A 16,564-nucleotide genomic window follows, 5' to 3' on the forward strand; every position below is an offset into this window, starting at 1 on the left:
GGCAGTGCCCTGCCCGTGTCCGGCGTGACCCGTGCGGACCGCATGGCGCCGGGCAAGAAGGCGGCGTTCGTCGGCGTGCTCGCGGTGTTCGCGCTGACCTGGATCCAGCCGATGTGGCCGGTCGAACAAGGGCTGCACAGCAGCCTCACCGTGATCGGGCTGGTCGCCTTGTGGTGGGTGGACCGGCGCTGGACGCTGGGCAGCGGCGCGTTTGCCGCCATCTGCGGCTTCATCGCCATCCACTGCATCGCCGCGCGCTGGCTGTATTCCAACGTCCCGTACGACGCATGGCTGCAGGCAGTCGTGCACTGGTCGCCGAACACGGCTTTTGGCTGGAAGCGCAACCACTTCGACCGCCTGATCCACCTGCTGTACGGCGTCTGCTTCACCCCGGCGCTGACCCAGCTGGCGCGGCATGCCTGGCCGCAACTGCGTATCGGCCAGGCCTTCGCGCTGGCGGTGATGGCGGTGATGTGTTCGAGCCTGGTCTACGAATGGTTTGAATGGGGCATCGCCCTGTTGTTGTCTCCCGAAGCGGCCGAGTCGTACAACGGCCAGCAGGGCGACCTGTGGGATGCCCATGCGGACATGCTGCTGGCGACGGTGGGCGCGCTGCTCACCTGGCCCCTGCTCAAGCGGAACGTACTGAAATGAGTTCACCCAGCCGCATCACGGTGCTGGCCTCCGGCCGTGGCAGCAACCTGCAGGCCATTGTCGATGCGATCGCCGCCGGCACCCTCGACGCCGAGGTGGTGGCGGTGCTGTCAGACAAGCCGGAGGCCTCGGCACTTCAGAAAGTCGCGCCAGAGCGTCGCTGGGCGCGCTCGCCCAAGGACTTCGCCGACCGCGCCGCCTTCGACGCCGCGATGGGCGACGCTCTGGCCGCCTTCGCGCCAGACTGGGTGGTCTGCGCCGGTTACATGCGCATCCTCGGCGAAGCCTTCGTGCAGCGGTTTGCCGGCCGGCTGGTCAACATCCATCCGTCGCTGCTGCCGCTCTACAAGGGCCTGCACACCCACGCCCGCGCGCTGGAGGCCGGCGATGCCGAAGCCGGCTCCAGCGTGCACTTCGTGGTGCCCGAACTGGACGCCGGCACCGTGCTGGCCCAGGCGCGGGTGCCGGTGCTGCCCGGCGATACCGCCGAACAGCTGGCCCAGCGCGTGCTGGCGGTGGAGCACCCGTTACTGATCGCCAGCCTCCAGTGGCTGGTGGCCGGCCGCGTAACTGAACGCGACGGTCAGCTGGAGGTTGACGGCCACCCCCTGTTCAGTCCCCTGCGCCTAGATTGCGCCGGACAGCTGTCCCCCTGACTGCGGCGCACACGCGCCGCTGACCCGGCCGCTGGCATCCTCCCCTATCCCCCGCATCCGCGCGCGCATGAAAACCACTCTGTCCAAACCGCTGGTGCTGCTCGCCTCCCTGCTGTGCACGGTGGCGATCGCGCAGGCGCAGGAACCCACCCCGCCGGAACTGCCGGTGCTGCCGCCACCCAGTAGCTGGGAGGCACCCGCGCTGGAGCCGTTTACCGCCACCTACCAGGCCCTGTACAAGGGCAAGGAAGCCGGCGATGCGACCATGCGTGTCACCCACACCGGTGGCGACCAGTGGCGCGTGGACATGCAGGTGGTGGGCCGGCGCGGCTTTGCCAGCGTGCTGGGCCTGAACATTGAACAGAGCACCGTGTTCGAGAAGCACGGCGCCACCTATGTGCCGCTGAGCCAGGCGACCGTGCGCAAGGGCCTGTTCATGGGCAAGAAGGTCACCGGCACCTACGACTGGAAGGCCGGTACCGCACAGTGGGTGGGCGACCTGAAGAAGGAACGCACCCAGCCGGTTCCGCTGCAGCCGGGCGACCAGAGCGCGCTGCTGCTGAATCTTGCGATCATGCGCGATGCGCGCCCGGGTGGGCAGATGCATTACCGTTATGCGGACATGGGCAGGGTGCGCCAGCATGACTACCAGGCCGCACCGGACACCGAGAACGTCGAGGTCGGCGAGCTTTCCTACAACGCGCTGCGGGTGTATCGCACCAACGGCGGCAACGATGAAACCATCCTCTGGATCGCCAACGGGGTTCCCACCCCGGTGCGCATCCTGCAACGCGAAGACGGTCAGGATCGGATCGACCTGCGCCTGATCGAATACCAAGGAGTTTGAGCATGAGCATTCCGACCCGCCCGCTGACCTGGATCGCCGCTGGCGCACTGGCCGTCATCAGCCTGCCGGCGATGGCGATGGAGCCGTTCACCGCGCAGTACCAGGCCAACTACATGGGCGTGCAGGCCCCGGGCACCATGACGCTGGCGAAGGCCGACGGCAACACCTGGACGTACAGCCTGGACGTGCGCAGCCCGATGGCCACGCTCAGCCAGAACACCGTGTTCGAAGAAGCCAACGGCCGCCTGCGCCCGCTCAGCAGCAAGGACAGCTCGGTGCTGCTGGTGAAGAAGCGCAACGTGCAGGCCAACTACGACTGGACGAAGAACCAGGCCACCTGGACCGGCGACATCAAGCCCGACCGTGCCGGCCCGGTGGCGCTGAAGACCGGCGACATGGACGCACTGCTGATCAACCTGGCGATCGCCCGCGACCTGGCCGCCGGCAAGCCGCTGACCTACCGCATGGTCGACGAAGGCCGGGTCAAGCCGATGACCTACAAAGTGGTCGGCAAGGAACAGGTCAACGTGGGCGGCAAGGCCTACGACGCCACCAAGGTCTCGCGCGTGGACGGCAACAAGGAGCTGATTGCGTGGGTGGTCAAGGACTTCCCGGTTCCGGCGCGGCTGCTGCAGCGCGAAGGTGGCAAGGACGCGCTGGACCTGACCATCAAATCGTTCAAGTGATTCCACGGGTACCGACCAACGGTCGGTACCTACCGGTGGTACTGATACCTGCCGGTGGTCGATACAAAAAAACGCCCGCGACTGCGGGCGTTTTTTTATTTCGCGGGCGTTTCGGCCTGGAACACCGTCTTGCAGTCCACGCGGATCTGCTCGCCGGTCTTGCGCCAGTAGAACGAACGGCAATGGCGGTTGCCTTCCACGGTCGTGGCCACCCCGACCGCATAGAACGCCTGCAGCACCTCGGTGCGGCTGACCGTGCCATCGCCGTTCCAGTCCATGTCCTGCTGTTCCAGGCCCTGCGTGATAGCGATATCGGCATACCAGGCATAGCCCAGCCAGCCCAGCACCACCAGCACGAGGATCAGCAGCGCCTTGCGGCGGCGGGTGAACTGGCCGCGCAGGATCATGCGATGCGCCGGATGGTGGCGCCCAGCGACGACAGCTTCTCTTCGATGTTCTCGTAGCCGCGGTCCAGGTGGTAAATGCGGTCGATGGTGGTGTCACCGTCGGCCATCAGCCCGGCCAGGATCAGCGAGGCCGACGCGCGCAGGTCGGTGGCCATCACCGGCGCACCGCTGAGCTGTTCGGCACCGCGCACGATCGCGGTATGGCCTTCGACCTGGATGTCCGCGCCCAGGCGCAGCAGTTCGTTGACGTGCATGAAACGGTTTTCGAAGATCGTTTCGTTGATCACGCCCACGCCATCGGCCACGCAGTTGAGCGCCATGAACTGCGCCTGCATGTCGGTCGGGAACGCCGGGTACGGCGCGGTGGTCAGGTTGACCGCGCGCGGGCGCTTGCCCTGCATGTCCAGGGTGATGCTGTCGTCGGTGGTGTCGATCTTCGCACCGGCTTCGACCAGCTTGGCCAGCACCGCGTCCATCGTGTTCGGGCGGGCACGGTTGACCGTGACCTTGCCGCCGGTCATCGCCGCGGCCACCAGGAAGGTGCCGGTTTCGATGCGGTCGGGCAGCACTTCATGGCGGCCACCGGACAGGCGCTCGACGCCTTCGATCACCAGCCGGGCGGTGCCCAGGCCTTCGATCTTCGCGCCAAGCGCGATCAGGCAGTGCGCCAGGTCGGTGACTTCCGGCTCCATCGCCGCGTTGTCCAGCACCGTGGTGCCTTCGGCCAGCACGGCGGCCATCAGCACGTTCTCGGTGCCGGTCACGCTGACCATGTCGAAGGTGAAGTGCGCGCCCTTCAGGCGCTTGGCGTGCGCCTTGATGAAGCCGTTCTCGACCACGATCTCCGCACCCAGCGCCTGCAGGCCCTTGATGTGCTGGTCAACCGGGCGCGAGCCGATCGCGCAGCCGCCGGGCAGCGACACTTCGGCCGCGCCGAAGCGGGCCAGCAGCGGGCCCAGCACCAGGATCGAGGCGCGCATGGTGCGCACCAGCTCGTACGGGGCCACATGCTGGTTGACCGGGCGCGGGTCGACCACGATCGCGCTGCCGCGCGACAGCGTGCCCTGGTCGATGGTGACCTTGGCCCCCAGCTCACTGAGCAGCTTCACCGTGGTCACCACGTCGTGCAGGTGCGGCACGTTGGTGATTTCCACTGGCGCATCGGCCAGCAGGGTCGCGCACAGGATGGGGAGGACGGCGTTCTTGGCGCCGGAAATGTTTACTTCACCGTGCAGCGGCTTGCCGCCGGTCACTACGATCTTGGCCATGGAGTCTACTTGGGGTGTGGTAGCGCCGACCGTTGGTCGGCTGGATGGTCGAAGGCAACGGGTACTTCGGCGATCAACCGGCCACTTCGGCCGGGGTCACCGTCTTCAGCGCCAGGGCGTGGATCGCCCCGCCCATGAGATCGCCCAGGGTGGCATAGACCATCCGGTGGCGCGCCAGCGGCATTTTGCCGGCAAAGGCGTCGCACACCACGGTGGCCTCGAAATGCACGCCGTCATCGCCCTGCACGTCCGCGCGGGCGCCCGGCAGGCCGTCTTCGATCAATTTGCGGATGGTCTCGGCGTCCAACGGGCTTTCCTAATAAAATGTGCGCTCATTCTACTCTTCCGCGTGGCGCCCGCATGGCTGTATCGCCCCTGCCCCCCTCATCGGCCGACCCGGCCGCGCTGGTTGCCAGCGGCCGCCGCGTGTTCGAGATCGAGCGCGATGCCCTTGCCGCAGTAGCCGAACGCCTGGGCGAGGGGTTCAGCCAGGCCTGCCAGCTGGTGCTGCAAAGTCGCGGCCGGGTGGTCGCCACCGGCATGGGCAAGTCCGGCCATGTGGCACGCAAGATCGCCGCCACGCTGGCCTCCACCGGCACCCCGGCGTTCTACGTGCACCCCGGTGAGGCCGGCCACGGCGACCTGGGCATGATCACCGAGGCCGATGTGGTGCTGGCCCTGTCCTATTCGGGCGAATCGGACGAAGTGCTGATGCTGCTGCCGGTGCTCAAGCGCCAGGGCAACCGCCTGATCGCGATGACCGGCCGCCCCGGCTCCTCGCTGGCGCTGGCCGCCGACGTGCACCTGGACGTGAGCGTGCCGGCCGAAGCCTGCCCGCTGGCCTTGGCCCCGACCTCCAGCACCACCGCCTCGCTGGCGATGGGCGATGCGCTGGCGGTGGCCCTGCTGGACGCGCGCGGCTTCACCGCCGACGACTTCGCCCGCTCGCACCCGGCTGGCAGCCTGGGCCGGCGCCTGCTGCTGCACATCACGGATGTGATGCACAGCGGCGACGAGCTGCCCCAGGTGGGCGAGAACGCCAGCCTGAGCGAGGCGCTGGTGGAAATGAGCCGCAAGCGGCTGGGCATGACCGCCGTGGTCGATGCCGGCCAGCGCCTGGTGGGCCTGTTCACCGACGGCGACCTGCGCCGCGCCCTGGACAGCGACCTGGACGTGCGCAGCGCGCGCATCGTCGATGTGATGACCCGCACCCCGCGTACCATCGGCGCCGACCAGCTCGCCGTGGAAGCGGCCAGGATCATGGAAACCCAGCAGATCAACGGCCTGATCGTGGTCGATGGCGAGGGCCGCGCAGTTGGCGCCCTCAACATTCATGACCTGTTGCGGGCCCGGGTGGTTTAAACCACAGTGACACTCCTCCATTCAGCTGACCTGCGCTCCTGATGCCCTACTCCCCGCTGCCCGGTTTCCCGTCCCACCTGCATGCCGTTGCCGGCCGTATCCGGCTGGCCTGTTTCGACGTGGACGGCACACTCACCGACGGTCGGCTCTACTACGACCGTGACGGCAACGAGAGCAAGGCGTATTACGTGCAGGACGGACTTGGCCTGAAACTGCTGCAGCAGCACGGCATCCACCCCGTGTTGATCACCGCGCGCAACAGCCTGTCGGCGCAGAAGCGCGGCGCCGACCTGGGTATCGACACCCAGATCGCGGTCGGCGACAAGCTGGCCAGCGTGCGCGCCCTGTGCGACCAGCACGGCATCGGCCTGGACCAGGTGGCCTTCATGGGCGATGACCTGCCCGACCTGGCCCCGCTGTGCGCGGTCGGGCTGGCGGTGGCGCCGGCCAATGCCCATCCCTGGATTGCCGAACGCGTGCACTGGCAGACCCGTCTGGACGGGGGCCGCGGTGCCGCACGCGAGCTGTGCGACGTGCTGCTGGCCGCGCAGGGCCACGTGGATGCGGTCCTGGCGAGGTTCGGCGCATGAACTGGCGTACCGCACTGGGTGGCCTGCTGCTGGTGGCTGCGTTGTTCAGCGGCTGGTCCCTGCTGCGCAACCGCGACAAGGCCGAGATCGTCGCGGGTGACGACGCCAGCAAGGACTACGTGCTGCACGATTTCCAGATCATCGCGCTGGACGAGCAGGGCCGCGAATCGACCACGCTGCGCGCACCGCTGCTGGAACGCACCCGCAGCGACGAGACCATGACCATCCAGACCCCGCTGTTCCTGCTGCCCGACCGCGACGGCAACCACTGGGAACTGCGCAGCGACACCGGCTGGGTCAGCGCAACCGGCGACAAGCTGCGGCTGACCGGCAACGTCAGCGGCGACAGCCCGCGGGTGCCCAGCATTCCCCCGACCACGTTCCGCACCGAGCAGCTGGACGTGTTCCCGAAGGAAAACCGCGCCACCTCCGATGGACTGGTGACCTTGACCCGACCGGGCATGATCCAGTCCGGCGTCGGCTTCGCGCTGAACTCCAGCGACAAGACCTATCAGTTCCTGAGCCAGGTCAAGAGCCGTTACACGCCCCGTCAGTGATGCGCCACCACACTTCAACAACGGCCTTGGCCGTTTCCCCGAATCCGGCAGGAAAGCCCCACGTCATGAAAACCCTCCACGCTGTTGTCCTCGCCCTCAGCCTGATGGTGCCCGCCGTCGGCGTGCAGGCCAAGACCTCCGACCGCAACCAGGAAATGACCATCGACGCCGGGGCACAGTCCGGAACGCTGGTCGGCGATGGCGTCACCACCCTGTCGGGCGGCGTCACCATCACCCAGGGCACGCTCGACATCCGCTCCGCCCAGGCCGACATCCACATGAAGGACGGTGAGGCGGTGCGTGCGGTGTTCACCGGCAAGCAGGCCAAGATGAAACAGCAGCTCGATGACGGCACCTGGATGGAAGCCCAGGCCGACAAGATCGACTACGACATCAAGAAGGAAATCATCGTGCTCACCGGCAACTACACGGTCAAGAGCGCGCAGGGCACCAATTCGGGTGGCACGATGACCTACAACACCGCCACCGGCCAGATGAACAGCGGCGGCGATGGACAGCGCGTGCGCACGGTCATCCCGCCCAAGAACAAGGGTGCCGCCCCGGCCGCCAAGCCGGCGGCCGCCCCGGCCAAGGCCACCGTCCCCACCGCCGGGAGCAAGAAGTAATGCTCGTCGCCAAAGGTCTGCGCAAGCGCTACAAGCAGCGCGAAGTGGTGAAGGAATTCGGGCTGACCCTGGACGCCGGTGAAGTGGTCGGCCTGCTCGGCCCCAACGGTGCCGGCAAGACCACCTGCTTCTACATGATCGTGGGCCTGGTCGAGGCCGACGCCGGCAGCATCGTGCTGGACGGCAAGGACATCACCGCCGATCCCATGTACACCCGCGCCAAGCAGGGCGTGGGCTATCTGCCCCAGGAACCGTCGGTCTTCCGCAAGCTCACCGTGGCCGACAACCTGCGCCTGGTGCTGGAACTGCGCGAGGACCTGGACAAGGCCGGTCGCGAGAAGGAGCTGAATTCGCTGCTGGACGAGCTGCAGATCAACCACGTGGCCGACCAGCTGGGCGCCAGCCTGTCCGGCGGTGAGCGCCGCCGCTGCGAAATCGCCCGCGCGCTGGCCGCCAAGCCGCGCCTGATCCTGCTCGACGAGCCGTTCGCCGGCGTCGACCCGATCTCGGTCGGCGAGATCCAGCGCATCGTCCTGCACCTCAAACAGCGTGGCATCGGGGTACTGATCACCGACCACAATGTGCGCGAAACCTTGGGAATCTGCGACCGCGCGTATATCCTCAACGAAGGCAGCGTACTGGCGCAGGGGGCACCAGACGCGATCCTGGAAAACGCAGACGTCCGCCGCGTGTACCTTGGAGAGACCTTCAAGCTCTGACCGCCGGCCGCTGCAGCGCCTTCCCTCCGTTCGGCACAGGCATGAAAGCACGGCTGCAGACATCGCTGGGACAACAACTGGTCATGACGCCGCAGCTGCGTCAGGCCATCAAGCTGTTGCAGATGTCCAGCGCCGAACTGGAACTGGAAATCGCCGAGGCGGTGGAAACCAACCCGCTGCTGGACTGGGCCGAAAACGCCGAACCCACCCTGGATGCCGCGCCGGACAGCGATGAGCGACCGCCCGAAGTGGCCGAACGCGACAACGGCGGCGACGCCGATTCCGCCCCCTCCGGCGCCGATGACTGGGCCCCCGGCGAAGGCGACTGGAGCAGCGGCAGCAGCGGCGGCTCGTTCGACGATGACGACAACGGCAGCGCCGCCGAGCGCGTGGCCGAGACCGAAAGCCTGGCCGACCACCTGCTGTGGCAGCTGCACCTGTCGCACCTGTCCCGCCGCGACCGCAGCATCGGCGCCGCGCTGATCGACGCGTTCGAGGACGACGGTTACCTGCGCGAACCCCTGTCGGCCATCGCCGAAACCCTGCTCCCGGCCATTCATGCCGATGAAGCGGAAATCCTCACCGTGCTGCACCAGATCCAGCGCTTCGACCCGATCGGGGTCGGCGCGCGCAGCCTGGGCGAATGCCTGCAGCTGCAGCTGGACGTGCTGGACCCGCAGACCCCCGGCCTGGCCCTGGCCCGGCGCATTGCCGACGGCCCGCTGGAGCGCCTCCCGCGCAGCGGCGTGGCCGGGATTGCCCATGAACTGCGCGAACCGGTGGAGGCGGTGGACACCGCCGTGCAGCTGCTGCGCTCGCTGGACCCGCGCCCGGGCACCCAGATCGGCGAACTGGCCCACGACAGCTACGTGGTGCCCGACTGCGTGGTCTGGCGCCAGAACGGCAGCTGGCGGGCCGCCCTGGCCGGCCATGCCGGGCCCAAGGTGGTCATCCACCGGGGCTATGAACAGATGATCCGCCGCTGTGGCGAAAGCGACGCCGGCTACCTGCGCAGCCACCTGCAGGAGGCGCGCTGGCTGCTCAAGGGGCTGGAGGCCCGTGGCGAAACCCTGCTGCGGGTGATGCGCTGCCTGCTGCAGCAGCAGGCCGCCTTCCTCGAGTTCGGTGCCCAGGCCCTGCGCCCGCTGACCCTGCGCGAGGTGGCCGGCGAGCTCGGCCTGCACGAATCGACCATCTCCCGGGCCATTGCCCGCAAATACGTGCGCACCCCGCGCGGCACCCTGGCGCTGCGCGCCTTCTTCGCCTCCGGGATCGATACCGACAGCGGCGGCGAGGCCTCCAGCACCGCCATCCAGGCCATGATCCGGCGCCTCATCGACGACGAGAACCCGCGCAAGCCGCTTTCTGACGCCAAGCTGGCTGACCTGCTCAAGACCTCTGGAATACCGGTGGCGCGCCGCACCGTGGCGAAGTATCGTGAAGCCATGAACATTTCCGCCTCGCACGAACGAGTACGCATCGCCTGACGCTCACACGCCTGGCGGCAAGGTTCATTGGCTCATCCGAACAAAGGAGAAACCCGATGCGCATCGAAACGTTTGGCAAAGATGTCGAAGTCACCCCGGCCCTGCATTCCTACGTAGAGGAGAAGCTGGCACGGATCGGCAAGCACTTCGATCAGCATTGCGACGCGCGGGTCACACTGAAGCTTCAGAAGCCCGACCACCACGTCGACGCCAGCGTGAACATCCCCGGCCAGACCCTCCACGCCGAAGCCAACGGCCAGACCATGTATGCGGCCATCGATGTGCTCGCCGACAAGCTGGACCGGCTGGTGATCAAGCACAAGGAGAAAAAGCACCAGCACGCCCCGGTTCCGGCTCCCTTGGGCGACAATGACGCCTGACGCCCCCGCTCCCCCCTTTCCATGCCTTTGAATGATCTACTGGCGGCCGTGCGCACCCAGGTGCTGCCGGCCGCCGATCGTGACAGTGTGCTCAAGGCAGCCGCCCGGCTGCTGGCCTGCCGCGAAGCCAACGCCGAGCTGCTCTACACGAACCTGCGCGAGCGCGAGACGCTGGGCAGCACCGCCATCGGCCACGGCATCGCCATTCCCCACGGCCGCGCGCCGCTGCTGGAACGCCCCCGCGGGGCGCTGCTGCGGCTGGAGACCCCGGTGGACTTCGGCGGCGATGAACCGGTGGACCTGGTGTTCGCCATCGCTGTGCCCAGCCACTACACCCATCAACACCTGATGCTGCTGTCCGAGCTGGCCGAGCTGTTTTCCGAGCCGGCCATCCGCCAGGCGCTGCGCGAAGCGCGCGATGCGGCGGCACTGCGCCAGGTGATCGAATTTCCCTCGCCGGCGAGCGCCGCATGAATACCAGCATCACCGCGCGTGAACTGTTCGAACAGCAGCGTGACCGCCTGAGCCTGCGCTGGGTGGCCGGGCAGAAGGGCGAGCGGCGCGAGCTGGAGGCCGGCAACACCGTTTCGCGGCGCCCGTCGCTGGCCGGCTACCTCAACGCCATCTACCCCAACAAAGTGCAGATCCTGGGCACCGAAGAGCTGTCCTGGCTGGATTCGCTGGATTCGCGCCAGCGCTGGGAAACCATCGAGCGGATCATGCAGTCGCACCCGCTGGCGCTGGTGATCACCCGCAACCAGCCCTGCCCGGAAGACCTGCGCGCGGCGGCCGATGAATCGCAGACCCCGCTGTGGATCTCGCCCAAGCGCGGCCACGAGCTGCTCAACCACCTCTCCTACCACCTGGCCCGGACCCTGGCGCCGCGGGTGATCCTGCATGGCGTATTCATGGAGATCTACTCCATCGGCGTGCTGATCACCGGCGAAGCCGGTTCGGGCAAGAGCGAACTGGCGCTGGAACTGCTCAGCCGCGGCCACCGCCTGGTGGCCGACGATGCGCCCGAGTTCACCCAGATCGCCCCGGACGTGCTCGACGGCACCTGCCCCGAGCTGCTGCAGGACCTGCTGGAGGTGCGCGGGCTGGGCGTGCTCAACGTACGCGAGATGTTCGGTGACACGGCGGTAAAGAAGAACAAGTACCTTCGGCTCATCGTGCACCTGACCAAGCCCATGACCGAACCCACTCCCCATGGTTACGAGCGCCTGACCGGCGATTCCGGCACCCGCCACGTGCTGGACCTGGACGTGCCGCTGATCACCCTGCCGGTGATGCCCGGCCGCAACCTCTCGGTGCTGACCGAGGCGGCCACCCGACTGCACATCCTGCGCACCAAGGGCATCGACCCGGCCGCGATGTTCATCGCCCGCCACAGCAACCTGCTGGAACGCCGTACCCCATGACCGCCGCCGCCGAACCCACCGCCGCCACCCTGATCATCGTCAGCGGGCTGTCCGGCTCCGGCAAGACGGTGGCGCTGAAGACCTTCGAAGACCTCGACTACTACTGCTCGGACAACCTGCCGATCAACCTGCTGCCCGACTTCGTGCGCAGCCTGCTGGCCGGCCACGATGCCGACGCCCCGCGCCGCCTGGCCGTGGGCATCGACGTACGCGGCCAGAGCGACCTGAGCCAGCTGTCGCACTGGCGCGAAGACGCCCAGGCGGCCGGGCTGGACGCGCAGCTGCTGTTCTTCGATGCCACCGATGAAGCCCTGCTCAAGCGCTACGCCGACACCCGCCGCCGCCACCCGCTGAGCCAGCTGGGCCTGTCGCTGCCCGAAGCGATCGCGCGCGAGCGCGAACTGACCGCCCCGCTGCGCCGCGCCGCCGACGCAGTGATCGACACCACCACCCTCAACGTGCACCAGCTGCGCCGCAAGGTGGTGACCGAGTTCGCGCTCAGCCACGGCAACAAACTCTCGCTGCTGTTCGAATCGTTCGCCTACAAGCGCGGCGTCCCGGCCGAGGCCGACTTCGTGTTCGACGCCCGGGTACTGCCCAACCCGCACTGGAACCCGGAGCTGCGGCCGATGTCCGGGCGCGAAGCACCGGTGCGCGAGTACCTGGACACCCAGCCGGACGTGCAGAAGTACGTGGACCAGCTGATCGACTTCCTGGATACCTGGCTGCCCCGCCTGGGCAACGACACCCGCAGCTACGTCACCGTGGCCTTCGGCTGCACCGGCGGCAAGCACCGTTCGGTGTACCTGGCCGAACGCCTGGCCCGGCACGCGCGCGACCAGGGCTGGCCGGAAGTGGCTACGTTCCACCGCGAACTGGATTGATCAAAGCCAACGGACCAACGGTCCGTTGCTACCGTGGTGTATCCCCAATTCATGTTGGGATGTTAACGTTCGACAATGACCTGTGGCATTCTCCTTGTAACGCATCCCGGCGTCGGTACGTCCCTGCTGGACGTGGCGACCCGACTCCTGCGGCACCTGCCGCTGAAGACCGAAGCTTTCGAAGTACCGTTCGACGCAGACATGGATGCCCTGCTCCCGCTTGCCTCGGCCGCCCTGCGGCGCGTGGACAGCGGTGAGGGCGTTTTGATCCTGACCGATCTGTATGGCGCCAGCCCGAGCAATCTGGCAGCGCAGCTGGCCCGCCTGGGCACCCCGGCACGCCGGGTCTCGGCGCTGAGCCTGCCGATGTTGTTGCGAGTGATGAATTATCCGGAACAGGGACTGGATCAACTGCCCGCCACTGCGGCGGCGGGCACTCGCAATGGAGCGATTGTCGACGATGCTTGAACGTGAACTCACCGTATCCAACCGCCTGGGCCTGCATGCCCGCGCCACTGCAAAGCTGGTGCAGGTGCTGGCGCCCTTCCGCTGCAACGTGACCATGGCCGCCAAAGGCCGTGAGATCAACGCCAAGAGCATCATGGGCGTGATGCTGCTGGCCGCCGGCCAGGGCACCCCGGTCACCGTGCGCATCGACGGCGAAGACGAAGCGGCTGCCATGGACGAAGTGGTGGCCCTGTTCGAGCGACGCTTCGACGAGGACAGCTGAGCATGCCGGGGCCACCGTCGCGACCGGGTTCCAGCACACCGGCACGGACCGCGTCCGGTGCCCTGCTGCTGGCCGGGCACGGGGCCTCGCGTGGCAATGCCCTCGGCCGCGCCCGGGTGCGCCTGCCGCATGCCCTGGAAGTCGCCGAACAGCGCATCGCCCCGGCCCAGGTGGCGGCCGAACTGCAGCGCCTGCACCTGGCGGTGGACGCGGCCCGCGCCGAAATGCACGACCTGCGCCAGCGGCTGCAGGGTGCGCTGAACCAGGAAGTGGGCGAATTCCTTGACCTGCATGCGCTGCTGCTGGACGACCCCGAACTGCTGTTCGGCCTGGACGAGCTGATCCGCAGCGGCCCGTACAGCGCCGGGTATGCGCTGCGCGTCCAGCGCGACCGCCTGGCCAAGGTCTTCGATGGCATGGACGATGCCTACCTGAAGAGCCGCATGGACGACCTGGACCATGTGATCGGCCGCATCCATGCCTTCCTGCAGAAACGCCCGCCGGACGTGAAGGGGCTGGCCGGGGAAATCCTGGTCTGCGACAACATCGCGCCTTCCGAGCTGGCCCAGCTGCAGGCGCACGGCGTGGTCGGCATTGTCACCGCCGCCGGCAGCGCGCTCTCGCACAGCGCGATCCTGGCCCGCAGCCTGCACCTGCCGCTGATCGTCAACGTTCCCAACCTGCTGCAGAAGATTTCCGACGGCGACGTGCTGGGCATCGACGGCAGCACCGGCCAGATCACCGTCAACCCGCTGCCGCCGGACCTGCGCGATTACCGCGCCCGCCTGCGCGACCAGGCCCGCGAACAGCGCGAGCTGGGCCGCCTGCGCAGCAAGCCCAGCCGCACCCGCGACAAGGTGGAGATCGCGCTGCTGGCCAACGCCGAATCGCGCGAAGACGTCACCGAGGCGCATGCGCTGGGCGCGCACGGGCTGGGCCTGTACCGCACCGAATTCCTGTTCCTGCAGCGCGATGAGCTGCCCGACGAACAGGAGCAGTTCGAAACCTACCGCGATGCGGCGCTCGGCATGAGCGGGCGACCGGTGACCATCCGCACCCTGGACCTGGGCGCGGACAAGGCCGACCGCACCGGCCTGACCCTGAGCAACGAAGAAAACCCCGCACTGGGCCTGCGTGGCGTGCGCCTGTCGCTGGCCCGGCCGAAGGTGGCCGATACCCAGCTGCGCGCGATCCTGCGGGCGTCGGCCTACGGCAAGCTGCGCATCCTGCTGCCGATGGTCAGCACCCGCGAGGAGCTGCTGGCGGTGCGCCGGCGCTTGAACAAGCAGGCCGAGCTGCTGCGCGCCGAGGGCCACGAAGTGGCCGAGCACATCCCGTTCGGGGCGATGATCGAAGTACCGGCTGCGGCGATCGCGCTGGAAAGCTTCATCGACCTGGTCGACTTCCTGTCGATCGGCACCAACGACCTGGTGCAGTACCTGCTCGCCGCCGACCGCAACAATGAAGCGGTGGGCGAGCTGTACTCGCCGCTGCACCCGGCGGTGCTGCGCCTGCTGGCGCACATCCTGCGCACCGGCCGCGAACACGAGGTGCCGGTGGCGGTGTGCGGCGAGATCGCCGGCGACCCGCGCATGACCCGCATGCTGCTCGCGCTCGGCCTGACCGAGTTCAGCCTGCACCCCGGCACGCTGCTGGAGGTGCGGCGCGCGGTGCGCGACAGCGATCTGTCCGCACTGCAGGCCGCAGCACCGAAGCTGCTTGCCGCACGCGACCGGCGCAGCATCGAGCGCTGGATCGACACAAACCAATGAACAGCCCGGCAGGTCACGCCCGTTGGTCGTGACGCGCTGACCTACCGGTTTGTCATGCATCCAAGCGATAATGACGCGGTGACCACCCCCTCTGCCGCATCCTGTCCGGGATAGCGGCCTTTTTTCTTTTGCCGCGGGAGCTGTGCATGGCCGAAGCCGTACGCCACGACAAGACGGCGCGCCAGTTGCGACTGTTGTCCGATGCACTGGACAGCGGGCGGCTGGGTCCGGTGCGCCGGCTGGTCAATACGCTGGCGCCGGCCGAGATCGGCAACCTGCTGGAATCGCTGCCGCCGGGCAAGCGCGAAGTGGTGTGGGGGCTGGTCGACCCGGAAGACGATGGCGAGGTGCTGGTCCACGTCGGCGAGGAAGTGCGCGAAAGCCTGCTGGCCGACATGGACCCGGACGAAATCATCGCCGCGGTCGAAGACCTGGACATCGATGACCTGGCCGACCTGGTCGAAGACCTGCCCGACACGGTCATCGACGAAGTGCTCAAGTCGATGGACCGCGAGAACCGCGAGCGGCTCGAGCAGGTCCTGTCCTACCCCGAGGACAGCGCCGGCCGCCTGATGAACCCGGACGTGGTGACCGTGCGCGCCGACGTCAACGTGGACGTGGTGCTGCGCTACCTGCGCCTGCGCGGCGAACTGCCCGACCACACCGACCACCTGTTCGTGGTCAGCCGCCGCCACCAGTACCTGGGCCGGCTGTCGCTGGCCTCGCTGGTGACCCACGAGGACAGCACCCCGATCAACCGCCTGATCGACGACGAGCAGCCGGCCATCGACGTCGGCGAAAGCGCCGACGAAGTGGCCCGGCAGTTCTCCGACCATGACTGGGTGTCGGCGCCGGTGGTGGACGACAACAACATCCTGCTCGGCCGCATCACCATCGATGACGTGGTCGACATCATCCGTTCGCAGGCCGAGCACCAGGCCTTGGGCGCGGCCGGCCTGGACGAAGAAGAAGACCTGTTCTCCCCGATCAAGCGCGCCGTGCGCGGCCGCGTGGTGTGGCTGGGCATCAACCTCTGCACCGCCTTCCTGGCGGCGACGGTGATCGGCCAGTTCGAGCTGACCCTGCAGAAGGTAGTTGCGCTGGCGGTGCTGATGCCGATCGTGGCCGGCGTCGGCGGCAACGCGGCGGTGCAGGTGCTGACCCTGATGGTGCGCGGCATCGCGCTGGGCCAGGTGGGCCAGAGCAACGCGCGCATCCTGCTGTGGAAGGAATCGCGGGTGGCGCTGATCAACGGCACCCTGATCGGCACCGTGGTCGGCATCATTGCCTACCTGTGGTTCCACAGCTTCCTGCTGTCGCTGGTGATCACCCTGGCGCTGATCATCAACTTCTGTGCCGCGGCGCTGGCCGGGGTGCTGCTGCCGCTGCTGCTCAAGCGCATGAACGTGGACCCGGCCGTGGCCGGTACCGTGGTGGTCACCGCGGTCACTGACGTCATGGGCTTCTTCAGCTTCCTGGGCCTGGCCACCCTGATCCTGCTGCACTGACCGGTTCACC

General features: G+C 67.7%; 21 protein-coding genes. 18 read left to right on the forward strand and 3 right to left on the reverse strand.

Annotated features, from left to right (window positions below):
• The first annotated feature begins 42 nt into the window (after positions 1-42).
• The 4 genes from QE395_RS13550 (at position 43) to QE395_RS13565 (ending at position 2,843) form a co-directional block, all read left to right on the forward strand.
• Entirely contained in the window at positions 43-654 is a 612-nt protein-coding gene (locus tag QE395_RS13550) for a DUF2238 domain-containing protein (RefSeq protein WP_068854568.1), read from the forward strand.
• Positions 651-1,310 (forward strand): phosphoribosylglycinamide formyltransferase, encoded by a 660-nt coding sequence (gene purN / locus QE395_RS13555; RefSeq protein ID WP_306989589.1) that lies wholly within the window; start codon positions 651-653, stop codon positions 1,308-1,310. Before QE395_RS13550 ends, purN begins: the two co-directional genes overlap by 4 nt.
• Before the next feature lie 67 nt (positions 1,311-1,377).
• Positions 1,378-2,157, forward strand: coding sequence for a DUF3108 domain-containing protein (locus QE395_RS13560; protein WP_095363734.1), 780 nt, complete (start codon positions 1,378-1,380; stop codon positions 2,155-2,157).
• A gap of 2 nt (positions 2,158-2,159) precedes the next feature.
• A complete protein-coding gene (locus tag QE395_RS13565; protein ID WP_093533332.1) occupies positions 2,160-2,843 on the forward strand; it encodes a DUF3108 domain-containing protein in 684 nt (227 codons plus the stop codon).
• 95 nt (positions 2,844-2,938) lie between these two features.
• Here the strand turns inward: QE395_RS13565 and QE395_RS13570 are convergent, their stop codons facing one another.
• From QE395_RS13570 to QE395_RS13580, 3 genes are all read right to left on the reverse strand, one after another.
• On the reverse strand, positions 2,939-3,250 hold the full coding sequence (locus QE395_RS13570) for an EF-hand domain-containing protein (RefSeq protein WP_306989592.1): 312 nt from the start codon (positions 3,248-3,250) through the stop codon (positions 2,939-2,941).
• Complete coding sequence (gene murA / locus QE395_RS13575; protein ID WP_095363733.1) at positions 3,247-4,518, reverse strand: UDP-N-acetylglucosamine 1-carboxyvinyltransferase; 1,272 nt, start codon at positions 4,516-4,518, stop codon at positions 3,247-3,249. The genes QE395_RS13570 and murA overlap by 4 nt, the downstream gene beginning before the upstream one ends.
• A gap of 73 nt (positions 4,519-4,591) precedes the next feature.
• The gene (locus tag QE395_RS13580; RefSeq protein ID WP_068849819.1) at positions 4,592-4,825 is read right to left on the reverse strand and encodes a BolA family protein; all 234 of its coding nucleotides are present in this window, start codon (positions 4,823-4,825) and stop codon (positions 4,592-4,594) included.
• Positions 4,826-4,878: 53 nt separating this feature from the next.
• Between QE395_RS13580 and QE395_RS13585 the strand changes: the two genes are divergently transcribed.
• The 14 genes from QE395_RS13585 (at position 4,879) to mgtE (ending at position 16,554) form a co-directional block, all read left to right on the forward strand.
• Positions 4,879-5,880: a KpsF/GutQ family sugar-phosphate isomerase gene (locus tag QE395_RS13585; RefSeq protein ID WP_095363732.1), complete on the forward strand. Its 1,002-nt coding sequence runs from the start codon at positions 4,879-4,881 to the stop codon at positions 5,878-5,880.
• A 41-nt stretch (positions 5,881-5,921) separates the two neighbouring features.
• The gene (locus QE395_RS13590) at positions 5,922-6,470 is read left to right on the forward strand and encodes an HAD hydrolase family protein (RefSeq protein ID WP_093533331.1); all 549 of its coding nucleotides are present in this window, start codon (positions 5,922-5,924) and stop codon (positions 6,468-6,470) included.
• Positions 6,467-7,027, forward strand: a complete 561-nt coding sequence (gene lptC, locus QE395_RS13595) for an LPS export ABC transporter periplasmic protein LptC (protein ID WP_095363731.1) — start codon at positions 6,467-6,469, stop codon at positions 7,025-7,027. Before QE395_RS13590 ends, lptC begins: the two co-directional genes overlap by 4 nt.
• Positions 7,028-7,092: 65 nt before the next feature.
• Positions 7,093-7,653 (forward strand): lipopolysaccharide transport periplasmic protein LptA, encoded by a 561-nt coding sequence (lptA, locus tag QE395_RS13600; RefSeq protein ID WP_095363730.1) that lies wholly within the window; start codon positions 7,093-7,095, stop codon positions 7,651-7,653.
• Positions 7,653-8,372: an LPS export ABC transporter ATP-binding protein gene (gene lptB, locus QE395_RS13605; RefSeq protein WP_068849805.1), complete on the forward strand. Its 720-nt coding sequence runs from the start codon at positions 7,653-7,655 to the stop codon at positions 8,370-8,372. The genes lptA and lptB overlap by 1 nt, the downstream gene beginning before the upstream one ends.
• 41 nt (positions 8,373-8,413) lie before the next feature.
• On the forward strand, positions 8,414-9,859 hold the full coding sequence (locus QE395_RS13610) for an RNA polymerase factor sigma-54 (RefSeq protein ID WP_184125073.1): 1,446 nt from the start codon (positions 8,414-8,416) through the stop codon (positions 9,857-9,859).
• 56 nt (positions 9,860-9,915) lie between these two features.
• The gene (gene raiA, locus QE395_RS13615; protein ID WP_068849799.1) at positions 9,916-10,239 is read left to right on the forward strand and encodes a ribosome-associated translation inhibitor RaiA; all 324 of its coding nucleotides are present in this window, start codon (positions 9,916-9,918) and stop codon (positions 10,237-10,239) included.
• Positions 10,240-10,260: 21 nt separating this feature from the next.
• A complete protein-coding gene (locus QE395_RS13620; RefSeq protein ID WP_095363728.1) occupies positions 10,261-10,713 on the forward strand; it encodes a PTS sugar transporter subunit IIA in 453 nt (150 codons plus the stop codon).
• Complete coding sequence (hprK, locus tag QE395_RS13625; protein ID WP_068849794.1) at positions 10,710-11,660, forward strand: HPr(Ser) kinase/phosphatase; 951 nt, start codon at positions 10,710-10,712, stop codon at positions 11,658-11,660. Before QE395_RS13620 ends, hprK begins: the two co-directional genes overlap by 4 nt.
• Entirely contained in the window at positions 11,657-12,544 is an 888-nt protein-coding gene (gene rapZ / locus QE395_RS13630; protein WP_249833861.1) for an RNase adapter RapZ, read from the forward strand. The genes hprK and rapZ overlap by 4 nt, the downstream gene beginning before the upstream one ends.
• Before the next feature lie 75 nt (positions 12,545-12,619).
• Entirely contained in the window at positions 12,620-13,012 is a 393-nt protein-coding gene (locus tag QE395_RS13635) for a PTS fructose IIA subunit family protein (RefSeq protein WP_068849788.1), read from the forward strand.
• Positions 13,005-13,274: an HPr family phosphocarrier protein gene (locus QE395_RS13640; protein ID WP_068849785.1), complete on the forward strand. Its 270-nt coding sequence runs from the start codon at positions 13,005-13,007 to the stop codon at positions 13,272-13,274. The genes QE395_RS13635 and QE395_RS13640 overlap by 8 nt, the downstream gene beginning before the upstream one ends.
• 2 nt (positions 13,275-13,276) lie before the next feature.
• Positions 13,277-15,046, forward strand: coding sequence for a phosphoenolpyruvate--protein phosphotransferase (ptsP, locus tag QE395_RS13645; protein ID WP_249833860.1), 1,770 nt, complete (start codon positions 13,277-13,279; stop codon positions 15,044-15,046).
• Between the two features lie 146 nt (positions 15,047-15,192).
• Positions 15,193-16,554 (forward strand): magnesium transporter, encoded by a 1,362-nt coding sequence (gene mgtE / locus QE395_RS13650; protein WP_068849782.1) that lies wholly within the window; start codon positions 15,193-15,195, stop codon positions 16,552-16,554.
• Positions 16,555-16,564: the final 10 nt, after the last annotated feature.

Origin of the sequence: Stenotrophomonas sp. SORGH_AS_0282 (assembly GCF_030818125.1) — a bacterium.
GTDB lineage: Bacteria > Pseudomonadota > Gammaproteobacteria > Xanthomonadales > Xanthomonadaceae > Stenotrophomonas > Stenotrophomonas rhizophila_A.